This window comes from Gordonia sp. HS-NH1 (assembly GCF_001418765.1).
In the GTDB taxonomy this organism is placed as follows: domain Bacteria; phylum Actinomycetota; class Actinomycetes; order Mycobacteriales; family Mycobacteriaceae; genus Gordonia.
In genome coordinates, this window is the sequence record NZ_LIYC01000004.1 from 126,306 (window position 1) to 140,831 (window position 14,526).

Genomic DNA, 14,526 nt, shown 5'->3' on the forward strand with positions numbered 1-14,526 from the left:
GCCGGCAATCAGACGGGGCCACACACGGCGTGCCAACGACGGTCGTGCTCCGACCGGCGAACCTCGACTCGACTCCTGCACTTCGATCGAAGTCCAGGAGTCGAGTTGGGGTTCATCGGTCAAGCCGCGGTCAGTTTGTCCAACCACGGCCGGAGCAGATTGGCGAGCCCGCCGCGCTCGAGCGTTCCCCACGTCCATCGGATCACCATGATCCCCTGTGCGCGCAGCGCATCCTCCCGACGCTACTCCCGGATGAGTGCATCGCGCGGGCTCTCACCCTGGCGCAACAGTCGGCCGTACTTCTGTAGTCCGTCGAACTCACCGACAAGTGTTCCGTCCCAGTCGAAGTCGGTCCGCGCGTCTCCGGCGTCCGTCTGGAACGTGTGCTGCAGTCGCGGAGTCGGCAACCCGGCCTCGATCATCTGCGCCCGGCTCCACGACTCCCCGACACTCTCCGACGCACCGTCCGCATGCGCAAGGGCACGACGCGCGGTCCCCGCACCGCGCCAACGGTTCCGCGACGCGAGGATACGGGTCATCGTGGCGATGTCGGCGCCGGACGCTAGCGCGCGATCGAACACGGCCAGCGCTTGGGCGAAGTCACCGGACATCGCAACATCTACGGCGGTTCGCTCACGAGACGTGACCCTGATTCCGCCGATGTCGACCACCTCGTCGGGCGCCACCGGCCCGGCATGGACGATCCGTAACCCGTGCCCGAACCCGCCCACCTTCGACTTCTTCGTCAGATGCACGACCTCGCGTTCCGGGTGCAGCAGCGGCAGCTGGTGAACGGCTGCCGCCGAGTCGTGACTCAGGATCGACGCGTCACAGTCTCGAACAGACGTCGCGACCGCGATCGATCTCAGTCGGTACAGACGGTCACCCGGGTCCTCGGCGGACGCCTCGTCGGCCGCCAGTGCGCAGACCCCCGGGGCAAGACGAATCAGTTCGCCGCGCCGTACGGCGGCTGTCACAGCGTCGTCGTTGATGCCGAGTCGCAGCGTTGCCGTGCGGCGAATTAGCCCGTGTCTGTCGGTGGGAAAAGAGGTCATGACTTTAGGACGCACCAGGGCCGATATCGGATCCGCTTGCGAGGGTCGCTTACCCCACGACCGGCGAACCTCGACTCGACTCCTGGTCTTCGATCGAAGTCCAGGAGTCGAGTTGACGTTCACCGGTTGCGACGACTCACGCCGTGTCGGTCGACCTGACCTTCAGGAATCAGCGTTGTCGGCCCCGTATGCAGCCTGTTCGGGCGTGAAACCTTCAAACTCCAACTGCTGGACGAGTCCCTGGCGTGACATGGGTGTCACGGCTTGGTACTCGCCGGCCTTCTTGGCCGCCTGCTCATTCCAGTTCACGTCTCCGTCAGACTCCAGTTTGTCCACCGCCACCGTGGCATCCGCGTTCGAGAAACCCTCGAACTCCAGTTGCTTGATCAAGCCGGACTTCGAGAATCCGGACAGGGACAGATAGTCTTCCGCCTTCGACACGGCGTTCTTCTGCTCAGAGGACAGGTCCTGCTCAGCGGGTGGCTGCGGCTCCGTAGCCTGTGCCGGCGTCGAGGCCTCGTCAGTCACGGAATCTTCTGCCGCAGTGGGTTTCTGAGGGGCGGACGAAACACCCGAATCAGCCGTGGTGTCCGTGTCCTCCGCCCCTCCGCCGGAGGTGGCGGCAAGAATGATGATCAGCAGGACCACGAGAGCCCCCAGGATCCAAGGCCACTTCTTTTTCTTCTTCGCAGGTGGGCTCGGGTATGGCTGCGGCGGAGCGCCGTACTGCGGAGCCCCGGGTTGCGGAGCCCCGGATTGCGGCGGAGCACCGTACTGCGGAGCGCCGTACTGCGGAGCGCCGTACTGCGGAGCCCCGGGTTGCGGAGCCCCGGGTTGCGGCGGCTGTCCGTACTGCTGCCCTTGATACGGCTGGCCGTACGGCGGCTGCTGACCCGCGTTGGGGTCGGGATTCTGGTTCTGGGGGTCGGTCATCGTATGTCCTCATCTACCGTGCGGCACCTGGGAAGCGGTCCCGCATCTGCACGCACTGTCGCACCGGGGTCCGACAGAACCGTTGCCGCACAGTGTCATCCGAACGGACGAACCTCCAGCCGCATCACCGTGCACCGTCGGGACCGAGGCACGCCCGACGCGCCGGTCATACGCCCGTGCTTCAATGTGACCCATGGCACGTTCCCATGAGCTGGAGTCCTTCGATCTCGACTTCTTCGACGATGCGCCGGTGCGGCACGTCATCGACGTGCGTCTGCCGGTCGCGCCGGAGCGCGCGTGGGCCGAGTTCACCCGTCAGCACACGCTGGACTGGTGCCGCGCGATCAAGAAGATCGAGTTCGTCTCACCGCCGCCGTACGGTGTGGGAACGCAACGCCGCGCGGTCCTCGGTCCCGGCTACGTGACCCTCGACGAGGACTTCTTCGACTGGACCGAGGACCCGGCGAACGGTCACTACCGCAACGGTTTCCGGGTCCTGAGGGCGAACGTCCCCGGCATCCGACGCTTCGGCGAGGCCACGGAGATCTTGCCCGCCGACATGGGTTGCCGACTCAAGTGGACCTTCGCGCTCGAGTTGCCCACCTCGTCCCGTGTGGTCACCGCGTTCTCCGGTCCCGCGTCGTCGACGGTCTACAAGACCATCGAGGCCGACACCCTCAAGCATTTCGCGAACCTCGAACCTGCGAAGTGAGTCACCGGCCGGTTGTCAGGCAACCACCGCGACGGCCGCCGAAGTTCGACCCGTCGTCGGCATAGGCGAGGCAGTCAGCGTGCCCCGGACCAGGTCATCGGCGAGACGCATCAGCACGCGAACCGATGGAGACGCTTGTGCGCTCCCCGTCCACGCAGGCTCGACCGCCACGGTGAATGCATCCACGTCGACGACCGCCGGGCGTCGCCCGTCGACCTCTGCAGAGCGGCAGAGCTTCCGGTCGCGGGTCAGCACATGCAGCGTGATCATGTCCACGACGGGCGGCGAGTTCTCCCCACCGAGTGTTGCTCGCCACCAGCACAAGCCGTCGATCCCGACGTCGCGATTGTCGAGACCCGGACATCTCTTCGATGGACGATGGCGTCCGGCGGACCTCTCGAACAAGGCGAGACCGGCGCTACCCAATGTTGGTAGGACGCGGGTGTCCACACCGCCATCCCCGGCGGTGGCTTCCTCGTTCCGCACGCCTGTGATCAGCTCTACTGCCGGGGCAGTGACCCAGTGCACCGGCGCGTCGGCGAGATGCAACACCGTCACCGCGAGGGACGAAGACCACCAGTTGATGAGCCTGAGGAGTCGGTCCGCCTCCTCGAGTGCGGCCTCCCTGTCGGTGTACTCGTCCGGATCGAGATGCAGCGAGCCATCGTCCGCATCGTTGAGATCTTCGGCCAGCAGACTCGCTTCGGCCTCGAGTTCGTCCAGCCGCCGGTAGGCCTTCCGTCGTTGCTCATGAAGGTCATCCATGAGCTCGTGACGGACGCGGTGAGCAATCCGTGGTGTCCAGGCCGCCTCGGCGGAGTGTGTGCGTCGTCCCATAGCGGGCAACGTAATCCGTCCCGCTATCGCAGCCGCACCGAGAATCCACAGCACAGACGCTCATCCACAGAACTCCTCGTGTCAGCCGCGTCGAATCCACGCCGGTCGCCCGTTGGCGGCGACGTGAATCACCCCTGGTTTGATGCCGCTTCCTTCTGAGTCAGGAAGGATGAGCTCATGCCTAAAAAGATCGATCCAGAGGTCCGTTCGAGGGCTCTGCGGTTGCTGGAGGCCCACGGCGGCGAGTACACGTCGTTGACTGCCGCTGCCGAAGCGATCGCTAAGCAGGTCGGTGTCGGCGGGGAGACGGTACGTAGGTGGGCAGTGCAGGCGCAGGTCGATGCCGGCGCCCGCTCCGGGACCACCTCGAAGGAGTCCGCCGAGATCAAGCGTCTCAAGGCGGAGAACAAGCAGTTGCGAGAAGACGTTGCCATTCTGAAGGCGGCGACAACTTTCTTCGCGGGGAACTCGACCCCCGCAACCGATGATCGTGGCGTTCATAGATCAGATGCGCAGCAACGGTTTTGCGGTCGAGTCGATCTGCCGGGTCCTGCGTGAGCAGGGCTGCATGGTTGCCGCACGAACCTACCGGGCATGGCGAACACGAATGCCTGCTGCTCGTACCGTCTCCGACGCTCACGTCGTCGATGCGGTGCGCAATGTCGTCTGGCGCACCGATGACGACGGCCGACGGAAGATGACTCCCGAGGGCCTCTACGGGCGGGTGAAGATGCGCGCCCATCTGCACCGCACAACACTGCCTGGGGTGTCCTACGGCGCTGTTGATCGAGCAATGAAAATGCTAGGCCACAACGGAATTCGAAGATCCAAAGGGGTCCGCACGACCGTCCGCTCCGCTGACGGTGTACGCGCGGAGGATTTGCTGAACCGACAGTTCAGTGCCGCCGAACCCAACCGGGTCTGGGTGACCGATTTCACCTACTGCCGGACATGGGCCGGGTGGGTGTACGTGGTGTTCATCATCGACGTGTTCTCCCGTCGAATCGTGGCGTGGCACGCATCGACATCGAAGACAGTCGAGCTGGTGACGGTCCCGCTTCGGATGGCGCTGTGGCAGCGCAAGCGGGAAGGGCATCCGGTGAAAGCTGCTGAGCTGATTCACCATTCAGATGCCGGAAGTCAGTACACATCGGTTACACTGACTGAACGTCTGCGACTCGAAGACATCGCCGCGTCGATCGGAACGGTCGGGGACGCCTACGACAACGCGCTGGCCGAGTCGGTGAACGGCTTGTACAAGACCGAGTGCATCCGGACCACGATCTTCCACTCCGGTCCGTACAAGACAGTCTCCGACGTCGAGTTCGCGACCGCTGGTTGGGTCGACTGGTACAACAACAGCAGGCTGCACTCGAGTATCGGCCAGATCCCCCCGACCGAGCTCGAAACGCTTCACTACGCTGGCCTCGGCCCCGAGGACCAGCCCACATTGGAGGCGGCACAGAACCTAGGGTGATTCAACGTCCCTCCGGAGCGTTCTGCGGGACACTTCGCCCCAACGACAGCGCCACGTAAGCCGACGCAAGCCCGACGACAGGCTACGGCGCCACAGTTGTCGGCATGACAACGACAACCACTCCCCGGCCCGACGTCGGGTCGGCCCGGTCCCTCCGCACCGACCTCGCGATCGACGCTCGCGGCCTCGTCAAACACTTCGGTTCGACCCGCGCGGTCAACGGCGTCGACCTCGCCGTGCCGACCGGATCGGTGTACGGCGTCCTCGGCCCCAACGGTGCGGGAAAGACGACCACCGTCAGCATGCTGGCGACCCTGCTGCGGCCGGACGCCGGAGAGGCGCGCGTGTTCGGCTACGACGTCGTCGACGACGCGGTCGCCGTGCGCTCGCTCGTCGGCGTCACCGGTCAATACGCCTCCGTCGACGAGGACCTCACCGCCACCCAGAACCTGGTGCTCTTCGCCCGCCTGCTCGGCTTCTCGCGGACCGGGGCCCGCTCGCGGGCCGACGAGTTGCTGGAAGAATTCGCCCTCACCGACGCCGCGGCCCGACCGCTGAAGAACTTCTCCGGCGGTATGCGCCGGCGCCTCGACCTCGCGGCCAGCCTGATCGACACCCCGCCGCTGCTGTTCCTCGACGAACCGACGACCGGCCTCGACCCGCGAACCCGCGCCCAGATGTGGGACACGATCCGCCGTCTCGTCGCCGGCGGATCGACAGTCCTGCTCACCACCCAGTACCTCGACGAGGCCGATCAGCTGGCCGACCGGATCGCCGTCATCGATCACGGCCGCGTCATCGCCGATGGCACGGCTGACGAACTCAAGCACTCGATCGGCGCCAGCACACTCCAGCTCGTCGCGGCCGACCGTGCCGACGCACCCCGCGTGTGCGAGATCGCCGAGTCGATCCTCGGGCAGAAGGCCACGTTGAGTCCGCAGGCCGCGCGGACGACCGTGCCGCTGAGTTCGGCCGAGCTGGTGCCCGACGTCCTGATCGCACTGCGCGAGAACGGGATCGGCGTCGAAGAGATCACCGTGCAGAAGCCGAGCCTCGACGAGGTGTTCCTCACCATCACCGGTAGGCCCGCGGAATCGGACGCCGACACCGGCGCACCCGGGCACCGGCCATCCGACACAGATTCTTCCGACACCACCCAGGAGGCCCGTTCATGACCACGACCCTCGACAGTCCCCCGTCGACCTCGATCACGACCCGCGCCACACGCGCGCAGGTGAAGACCTCCATCAGCCTTGCCGAGTCGTTCCGGCAGTCCTTCAGCATGGCCTACCGCGGTGTGCTCAAGATCCGGCACAACCCCGAACAGCTCTTCGACGTCACCTTCCAGCCGATCATCTTCACGCTGATGTTCACCTACATCTTCGGCGGCGCGATCAGTGGCAACGTGGAAGCCTATCTCCCAGTGATCATTCCGGGCATCCTCGTGCAGACCGTGATCATGACCTCCATCGTCACCGGCACCCAGTTGCGCGAGGACATGGACAAGGGCGTCTTCGACCGGTTCCGTTCGCTACCGATCGCCCGGATCAGCCCACTCGCCGGCGCCCTGCTCGCCGACGTCATCCGCTACTCCATCGCCACCGTACTGACCGTCGTGATGGGCGTGCTGATGGGCTGGCGCCCCGATGTTCTCGGCGTGATCGCCTCGGCCGCACTCATCATCGTGTGCAGCTTCGCGGTCTCGTGGATCTTCGCACTCATGGGCTGCCTCATGAGCAAAGCATCAGCCGTGCAGGGCATCTCGATGATGATCATGTTCCCCCTGACCTTCATGTCGAATGCCTTCGTCCCGGTCGACACCATGCCCGGTTGGCTGCAGGGCTTCGTGAACGTCAACCCGGTCAGCCATCTCGTCACGGCGGTCCGCGAACTGACGAACTCCGGTCACGCCGGAATCCACGTCGTGTGGGCCCTGATCGGCGCCGCGGTGATCACCGCCGTGTTCGCACCCCTCGCCGTGCGGGCCTATATGCGAAACGCCTGATCGTGCAGTAGTCGCTGCAGCTCATCGACGGCCACGTGGCGCGGCACCGCAGGGTGTCGCGCCACCCCGTCCTTTCCGGCCTGCTCCTGCGTCCAGCGCCACGCCCAGTCCAGCGACGGGCAGTCTCGTCGTCCGGGCAGACTCACCGCCAACTCGACGAGGCGTCGGCCGACGGAATCCGTGGGGCGGCGGGCGTTCCACAGCACGGTGAAGGCCGATGCCACCGTGCCCGCCTGCGGCAGGTCCTGCCATCCCGGACCGAACGTCATGTCGTCGAGTCCCTTCACCATCTGCGGAACCAGCTCCCAGGCGGCATCGACATCTCCGCTGCGGACGAGGCCCGCGACGGCGGCGGACATCACCATGAGCACCGCGGGGTCGGCGACACCGAAGGGGTGTTCCCGCAGCATGACCCGTGCGGCGCGCAGAAAACCCGCGGCCACCTCCGGATTCGACGCGCCGTCGGCGAAGGCGAGTTCGGCAACACCCAGCAGAGCGGGCCCGATCACCTCCGGATTGCCCTGTGGGTCCTCGGCCTCGAGGTCCCAGTCGTCGGTGATCACGTCGAGTTCGCGACGCGCGTCGTCCGGGAAGTCGCCGGCGAGCAAGGTGAGGACCAGCATGGTCCTGATCTGGCGGACGTCCTCGACGGCGCCCAGTGGTGCCAGCAAGTCGATTCCGGCTCGATAGGTCGCCGCGGCTTCGGAATACCTGCCCTGCTGTCCGTACAGACCGCCCGTGCTCGACTGCCGCATGCCCTGGAACCACGAGGCGTAGCGGCTGCCCGCGAGCCATCGGCCGGAAGCCGTCGAGTCCCGGAGTGCCGTACCGACCAGCCCGCGATTCTCTCGGAGATGTGACCGTAGCGTCAGAGCCAGTGCCCGGACCTCGTCGTCGACCGCGGTCTCAGCCGCCTCGCAGATGATCCGGTACGCGCCCGTCGACGTCGAGGCCAGCGCCACGGCCGACAGGAACTCGCTCGCCCGGTGGAATGTGAGGTGGGCACGATGGAGCGAGCGCAAGAGGAACCGGGCGGTGGCCTGCACTCGGAGTTCGCCCGTCATCATGCCGTGCACTGCACCGACGATGGCGGTCACCTGCCAGTTCTCGCGCAGGGCGTCGTCGGGCGCCGCGGGTGGGCGCGGTAACGCCATCAGGACCCGCGCGCCCCACGCGCGCGTCTCCCCGTGCAGACCACGAACCGTCCAGTGATACGCCAGTGCCGGGTACAGCGTCGTGAGCACCGCGACGACGCCGTCGGTCGGCGCCGCGGCCGCGGACTCACAGGCCGACCGGAGAATCCACGTCAGGTTGTCGGCTTCGCGCGCCATGCCACCGGCACCCGCGGGGTGGTCGCCGTTCTCGGCCAGGTCGCGCATCCGAGAGACGAATTCGATTGCCCAGCCACGCATCCGCGACTCGACCCGGGCCGCCAGGTCGGCGTCCATCCGGGTCTCGCCGAACTCACGAACCATCTCCAGCATGCGAAAACGGGCCGAACCGTCGGTCTCCACGACCGACAGGAGCGACTGGTTGGTCAGACTCTCGAGGGTGTCGTCGAGAACCGTCCCGGCGGCCCCGGTCACCGCACGGGCAGCCGATCGGCCGAACCCACCGGGAAAGCGGCACAGCTGCACCAGCGCTGCCCGGCCGGCGTCGTCGAGCAGTTCCCAGCTCCACTCGATCACCGCGTAGAGGGTGCGATGGCGGTCCGGCGTGGTGCGGTCGGCGGACCGCAGGAGCGCGAACTTCTCCCCCAGGCGGGCGGTGATCTCCTCGACCGTCATCGTCCGGATCCGGGCCGCCGCCAGCTCGATGGCCAGCGGCAGTCCGTCGAGGTGGCGGCACAGCTCGACGACGCGCTCCGGGGGCAGCTCCGCGTCGGGACACACAGCTCGCGCGCGCGTCCGGAACAAGTGCACCGCCGGTGAATCCGCGTCCGCCGCCGCCAGTACGGGCAGCTGATGCACCTGCTCGCCGACGATGGCCAGCGGCGTTCGGCTGGTGGACAGCACGCGGACGCCGGGCACGGCCGCGGTGAGTTCGGCGACGATCCGGGCGCACGTGCCGATGATCTGCTCGCAGTTGTCGAGGATCACCACCGACGCCCGCTCGCGCAGCGCGTCCTCGAGACGTGCGGTCAGGTCTCCGGGGGTCATGCGGGGACGGCCGGTTGCGGAGAGATCGGATTCGCCGACCCCGAGCGTCGCGGCGATCGCCGGGATCACGTCCTCGCCGGACCGCACCGAGGCGAGCGACACGAAGTAGACCGGGGCGCCCGCCGCATGCAGCCGATGGCCGATCTCGGTCGCGATCCGCGTCGTGCCGACGCCGCCGGGACCGAGCACGGTCACCACGCGCCCGGTGTCGAGCATGCTCGCCACGGCGTCGAGGTCGGCACCGCGTCCGATGAGTTCGGTGGTGGGCGAGCGCAATCCGACGGCACGCACCGGCCGTGGCGCGCTGATCTCAGGTGGTGATGTCGCGGTGAGGATCTCGGCGTGGACCCGCGCCATCTCGGCACCCGGGTCCGTCCCCAGCTCGGTCGACAGTCGCCGTCGGAGCCGGTCGAACACCACGAGCGCGTCGGCGGCGCGGCCTTCCCCGGCGAGCGCCCGCATCAGGGCGGTGTGTGCCGACTCGTCGAACGGGTCTCGCGCGCAGCGCTGTTCGGCGATGGATCGCGCGGTCGCGAAGTCCCCTTCGGCGAGCGCGGCCGTCAGTTGCGCACCGTCGAGCGCGTCCTGGGTGCGTCGAATGCGTGCGGACAGTGTCGCCGTCGCCGGGGACCCGTCCCCGAGATCGTCTCCGGGCACGCCGCGCCACCACTGCCGGGCCCGGTCGTGGGCATCCCGGTCGCCTTCGGCGAGCAGCGTGTCGACCACGTCGAGGTCGGTGCGGCTGTTGCGCAGTCGATAACCGTTCTCGGTGCCCTCCAGAACCCCCTCGGGCAGGAGCTTGCGCAGCCGGGACACCTGGGTGTGCAGCGCACTGTGGGGCGAACGCGGCGGATCGGCGGCCCAGACGTGGTCGATGAGGCGATCCGCCGAGATCACGCGCCCGTCGGCGAGAGCGAGCGACACGAGCAGGCGTCGGGCCCGCAGCCCCGGCACCGCGACGAGCCGATCGGGGCTCTCGGCGCCCACCGGGCACGCGCCGACCGCGATCGGGCCCAGCACACCGATCAGGGCGGGTCCGTCGGCAGCCACCCAGACAGGTTAGCGCCGACGTTCGCCCTCAGTCCCGCAGGAACCCCGCGTCGGCGAGGGCCCGCCGGACGTCGTGCTGGTGGTCGTGTCCGCGGGTCTCGACGCTGACGGTCACCTGCACCTCGCCGAGATACAGGTCGTCGGCGACACGGGAATGGACGACGTCGAGCACACTCGCGCCGAGGTCGCGGAGCAGTTCCAGCAGTGCGACCAGTCCACCGGGCCGGTCGGAGACGGTCGCGGTCACGGTCAGGAATCGTCCGGCGGCGGTCAGGCCGTGTGTCGTCACGTGGCGCAGCAGCAGCGGGTCGATGTTGCCGCCGGACAACACGACGCACACGGTCCCGGACAGTGCGAGCCGACCGCTCACCGCCGCCGCCACCGCCGCGGCCCCGGCAGGCTCGACCACCAGCTTCGCCCGCTCCAGCATGAGCAGCAGCGCGGTGCTCAACTCTTCCTCGCTGACCGTGACGATCCGGTCGACGAACTCGGAGACGTGCGCGAACGGGACCTTCCCGGGTGTCGCGACGGCGATGCCGTCGGCCATGGTGTTCATCGCCGCGACCGGTGTCGGCCGCTCCTCGGCGAGCGACGTCGGCCAGGCCGCGGCCTGCGCCGCCTGCACGCCGATCACCTCGACCTCCGGTCGTCGCAGACGCGCCGCCGCGGCGACGCCGGCGAGCAGCCCCCCGCCGCCGAGCGGCACGAGAATCGTTGACACGTACGGGATCTGCTCCAGGATCTCGACGCCGACCGTCGACTGTCCGGCAACGATGTCGAGATGATCGAACGGGTGGATCAGAGCCGCGCCCGTCGTCTCGGCATGACGCTGCGCCTCGACGAGCGCCTCGTCGACCGTTGATCCGGCGAGCACCACCTCTGCGCCATAGGCTTTCGTCGCGGCGATCTTCGGCAGCGCGGCCCCGACCGGCATGTAGACCCGTGAGGCGATCCCCAGTTCCGATGCCGCCCAAGCGACTCCCTGCGCATGATTGCCCGCACTGGCCGCGACGACCCCACGCGCACGTTCCCCCGCCGACAACCGCGAGATGCGCAGGTACGCGCCGCGTGGCTTGAAAGATCCGGTGCGCTGCAGGTTCTCGCACTTGAGCCACACCTGCGCACCGCTGCGCTCGGACACCACCCGCGACGCGATCGTCGGGGTCCGCCGTATCACGGACGCGAGCTCGTCGGTCGCGCGGTCGACGTCGTCGGCAGTCAGCAGCATGCGACCAGTATCGGCCATCTCCGCCCTGCAGGAGCCACCCGAGGAGACGTCATCGCGCCGCCGAGCTCCCGCGGTCGTCCGATGACGTCGACTCCCTGATCTCTCGGAGTTCGCGCATCGCCCGGTCGAGCACGACTTCGGTGTCGGCGTGGACCGTGTTGTCGGCGTGCACCAGGTCCCCGAAAGCACGGTCCGCGGCACCTCTGCGTGTGTCGAAGGCCGCGGCGGGGTCGAGATCGGCACACTCGACGAGCAGGTCGGCCACGTCGATCCGGCCCCGGACGCGCAGCAGTGCGGCGGCGTCGCGCGCCGTGGTCCACAGCTGCGTCGGCTGACCGCTGTCGCGCCATGCCCCGAGCAGGACGACGTAGGCCTCCGCGGCACGCGCTACATCGCCGACGCGGACGAGACACGCCGCCGCGCCGACACGAGCGACCCCGACGATGAACGTCGCCCCGACGCCGGCGGCCCGTTCGTGGGCGCGTTCGTAGAGGGCGAGCGCGCTGGACGGGTCGTGCGCGGACAGCAGCTCGCCGTGGACGTAGTCGAGGAAGGCGTGCTGCGACGGCCCCGCCGACGGGTCCAGCGTCGACCGGGCCTCGGCCAACAGCCGGGCAGCCCCGCTCGAGTCACCGGAGTACGACGCGGCGAGCGCCGCAGACGCGAGGAACGCCGACCCCAGGGACGGGTGTGTGCCGCAGCGGGTCCATTCCCGTACCGCCACCGCGAAGTCGCCACGGAAGTGCGCGACCGCCGCCCTGGCCGCCCGCGCGCCGACCAACGCGGGCGCATCCGGATCCGGTGGTGCCCCGGAGGCATCGGGACGTAGGGCGGAGGTCGCGAAGTCGACGGCGAGGTCGAACTCGCCGACGAGCCGCGCGGCCTCGGCCGCCGCGGACAGCATCTCGGCGCGATCGGGATGACCATCGAGCCACGCCGAACGCGCCGATTCGACGGCCCACGTCCACAATTCGTTGAGGTTGCGCCATGTGCTGATCAGCGACAGCGATGTCGTGATCGCCACGAGTACGTCGACGCGTCCGCGCGCCAGTGCCAGGTCCCGCGCCGACCGCAGGTTGTCCATCTCGGCATGGAGACGCTCATTCGCCTCGAACTCCGCGACGCCGAGCCACTCGTCGCCGATGTCCCGCACCGTTGCGACACATTCGTCGAGGAACCGGTCCTCGGCCGCGGCGAGCACGCCCGCACGGTCGAGGTGATCAAGCAGATGGGTGCGGATGAGATGCAGGAGACGGTATCTGCCGCCCGACGCGTCGGCGACGAGCAACGAGCTGTCGATCAGACGGTGCAGGGTCTCCACCGGGTCGAGCCCGCCGTCACCTCGCGTGCCGATGCCCGCTGCGCCGACGACCTCCGCTTCGACGCTCAGTGCGACGGATTCGAACGTGCGCAGCGACACACCGCCGGGAAACGGTGCGAGGGCGGCGAGTACGGCTTGATCGACCACGCTCAGCCGTCGGAATGACATGTCGATGCTGCTGCGGAGCGTCAGCCGCCGCTGGTCGTCGGCTCCGGTTCCCGTCGCGAGATCGAGTGCACCATCGAGCATTCGGGCCACGGCCGACATCGGCATCACAGCGGCCTGACGCGCCGCCAGCTCGATGCCGAGCGGGAGCCCGTCGACACGGCGCACGACGTCGACGAGGTCCGTGAGCTCACGACTCGACACCGCGAAGTCCGGATTGCGACGCAGCGCGTGCTCGACGAACGCGCGCACCGCAGGCTGCCGGGCGACCGCGTCGACGTCGTCGACGCGGGTGGGAAAGGTCAGGGGCTGCAGACGCAGGACGTACTCGGCGGAGAGTGAGAGCACGACTCGGGAGGTGGCCAGGATCCGCACCGCGGGAGCCAGTTCGACGATCGCCGCGACCAATTCGCGACAGGACGACAACACATGTTCGCAATTGTCGAGGACGAGCAGGAGCGACCCGTCGACGGCGCGCGCGATCGCGTCCACGGAAGCACCCACCCCGACCTCGAGACCGAGGGTGGACACCACCGACGGGAGGACGCGGTCGGCTCGCGCGACCGCGGCGAGGTTGACGACGACAACGGCGTTCCCGGGGAACACCGCGGGGTCGGCGGCGACGTCGAGCGCGAGACTGGTCTTGCCGACGCCGCCCGTACCGGTCAGGGTCACGACCCGATGCGCCGACAACAGCCGGATGATCTCGGCGCGTTCTCGCTCCCGCCCCACCAGAGGCCCGGCCGGCGGAGCAGGTCGCCGCCGCGAGGTCACGCCGGGTCCCGGATTCGTCTCGGCCTGCCCGTATTCGGAGCCCGCCGCCACCCGCTGCTCGAGCGACGCGAGGGCCGGACTCGGATCGAGACCCGTCCGCTCACGCAACTGCTCGCGGAAGTTCATCGCGACAGCCATCGCGTCGCCGACACGCCCGTCGGCGGCGAGTGCGCGGATGAGCAGTCGTGCCGAACTCTCGCGTAACGGCGCGGACGCGACACCGGCCCTCGCCGTCGCGGTCGCGCTCGGGTCGCGGCACTCCACCAGCGCTTCGACGTGGGTGTCGGCGAGCCGGTTGTGGAGGTCCTCCAACGCAACGCGTTCGGTGTCCAGGTCGGGGATGCCGGCGAACTCGCCGAGCGGCTCGCCGCGCCAGAGTTCGCGGGCCCGGACGGTCAGACGGAGACGCTCGGCGGGATCGGGAGTGTCGGCGGCGGATGCGAGCAGGTCGCGCACGATCGTCACGTCGACGACGGACACCCGGAGCCGGTAGCCGTCGGGGCGTCGTTCCAACAGATCGGCGTGTCGGCCGAGATGGCGTCGCAGCCGGGACACCAGATTGTGCAGTGCGGCAATCGGTTCCCGCGGCAGGTCGTCGCCCCACAGCGCGTCGACGAGCCGCCCGATACCCATGCCGTGCCGGCCGGCGACGGTCAACAGCGCGAGCAGGGCGCGTCGTCGTTCCCCGGGAACCGCGACCTCGACACCGTCGACCCGCAACCACAGCGCACCCAGCAGGCCGACCTCGACTGCGGGCCACACGTGCCCGTCTTCGCTTTCGCGCACCACCATCCCGATCGTCGCTCTCTG

General features: G+C 68.4%; 9 protein-coding genes and 1 pseudogene. 4 read left to right on the forward strand and 6 right to left on the reverse strand.

From position 1 onward, the window contains the following. Nucleotides 1-119 precede the first annotated feature (119 nt). Together AMD30_RS05190 and AMD30_RS25390 are read right to left on the reverse strand one after the other, a co-directional pair. Nucleotides 120-1,055 (reverse strand): annotated as a pseudogene (locus tag AMD30_RS05190) (hypothetical protein). A 162-nt stretch (nt 1,056-1,217) separates the two neighbouring features. Beyond that, entirely contained in the window at nt 1,218-1,988 is a 771-nt protein-coding gene (locus AMD30_RS25390) for an Ltp family lipoprotein (RefSeq protein ID WP_084817203.1), read from the reverse strand. Nucleotides 1,989-2,181: 193 nt separating this feature from the next. On the opposite strand from AMD30_RS25390, the gene AMD30_RS05200 reads away from it, so the two are divergent. Then, nucleotides 2,182-2,700, forward strand: a complete 519-nt coding sequence (locus tag AMD30_RS05200; protein ID WP_055474890.1) for a hypothetical protein — start codon at nt 2,182-2,184, stop codon at nt 2,698-2,700. 15 nt (nt 2,701-2,715) lie between these two features. On the opposite strand, the gene AMD30_RS05205 is transcribed toward AMD30_RS05200, so the two are convergent. Then, the gene (locus AMD30_RS05205; protein ID WP_055474891.1) at nt 2,716-3,465 is read right to left on the reverse strand and encodes a hypothetical protein; all 750 of its coding nucleotides are present in this window, start codon (nt 3,463-3,465) and stop codon (nt 2,716-2,718) included. A gap of 249 nt (nt 3,466-3,714) precedes the next feature. Between AMD30_RS05205 and AMD30_RS05215 the strand changes: the two genes are divergently transcribed. The 3 genes from AMD30_RS05215 to AMD30_RS05225 all read left to right on the forward strand — a co-directional run bounded on the left by AMD30_RS05215 (nt 3,715) and on the right by AMD30_RS05225 (nt 7,019). Next, nucleotides 3,715-5,014, forward strand: a protein-coding gene (locus AMD30_RS05215) for an IS3 family transposase (RefSeq protein WP_156354154.1) whose coding sequence is annotated in 2 segments (ribosomal slippage) — nt 3,715-4,001 and nt 4,000-5,014 — 1,302 coding nt in all. Because the reading frame shifts where the segments join, the coding sequence is not laid out codon by codon here. A 104-nt stretch (nt 5,015-5,118) separates the two neighbouring features. Next, entirely contained in the window at nt 5,119-6,189 is a 1,071-nt protein-coding gene (locus tag AMD30_RS05220; RefSeq protein WP_055474892.1) for an ATP-binding cassette domain-containing protein, read from the forward strand. Then, entirely contained in the window at nt 6,186-7,019 is an 834-nt protein-coding gene (locus AMD30_RS05225) for an ABC transporter permease (protein WP_055474893.1), read from the forward strand. Before AMD30_RS05220 ends, AMD30_RS05225 begins: the two co-directional genes overlap by 4 nt. Here AMD30_RS05225 and AMD30_RS05230 read toward each other — a convergent pair. The 3 genes from AMD30_RS05230 to AMD30_RS05240 are packed head-to-tail and all read right to left on the reverse strand — an operon-like array spanning nt 7,001 to nt 14,508. Next, complete coding sequence (locus AMD30_RS05230; RefSeq protein WP_055474894.1) at nt 7,001-10,228, reverse strand: BTAD domain-containing putative transcriptional regulator; 3,228 nt, start codon at nt 10,226-10,228, stop codon at nt 7,001-7,003. The two genes, AMD30_RS05225 and AMD30_RS05230, sit on opposite strands and share 19 nt — an antisense overlap. Before the next feature lie 28 nt (nt 10,229-10,256). Next, on the reverse strand, nt 10,257-11,456 hold the full coding sequence (gene ilvA / locus AMD30_RS05235) for a threonine ammonia-lyase (RefSeq protein WP_055474895.1): 1,200 nt from the start codon (nt 11,454-11,456) through the stop codon (nt 10,257-10,259). Nucleotides 11,457-11,505: 49 nt separating this feature from the next. Further along, nucleotides 11,506-14,508, reverse strand: a complete 3,003-nt coding sequence (locus tag AMD30_RS05240; protein ID WP_055474896.1) for a BTAD domain-containing putative transcriptional regulator — start codon at nt 14,506-14,508, stop codon at nt 11,506-11,508. Nucleotides 14,509-14,526 lie beyond the last annotated feature (18 nt).

Excerpts from the sequence above, each read along its gene's own strand:
- AMD30_RS25390 (WP_084817203.1), bottom strand. The coding sequence starts at position 1,988 with ATGACCGACCCCCAGAACCAGAATCCCGACCCCAACGCGGGTCAGCAG.
- AMD30_RS05240 (WP_055474896.1), bottom strand. The coding sequence starts at position 14,508 with ATGGTGGTGCGCGAAAGCGAAGACGGGCACGTGTGGCCCGCAGTCGAG.
- AMD30_RS05200 (WP_055474890.1), top strand. The coding sequence starts at position 2,182 with ATGGCACGTTCCCATGAGCTGGAGTCCTTCGATCTCGACTTCTTCGAC.
- AMD30_RS05205 (WP_055474891.1), bottom strand. The coding sequence starts at position 3,465 with ATGGATGACCTTCATGAGCAACGACGGAAGGCCTACCGGCGGCTGGAC.
- AMD30_RS05220 (WP_055474892.1), top strand. The coding sequence starts at position 5,119 with ATGACAACGACAACCACTCCCCGGCCCGACGTCGGGTCGGCCCGGTCC.
- AMD30_RS05225 (WP_055474893.1), top strand. The coding sequence starts at position 6,186 with ATGACCACGACCCTCGACAGTCCCCCGTCGACCTCGATCACGACCCGC.
- ilvA (WP_055474895.1), bottom strand. The coding sequence starts at position 11,456 with ATGCTGCTGACTGCCGACGACGTCGACCGCGCGACCGACGAGCTCGCG.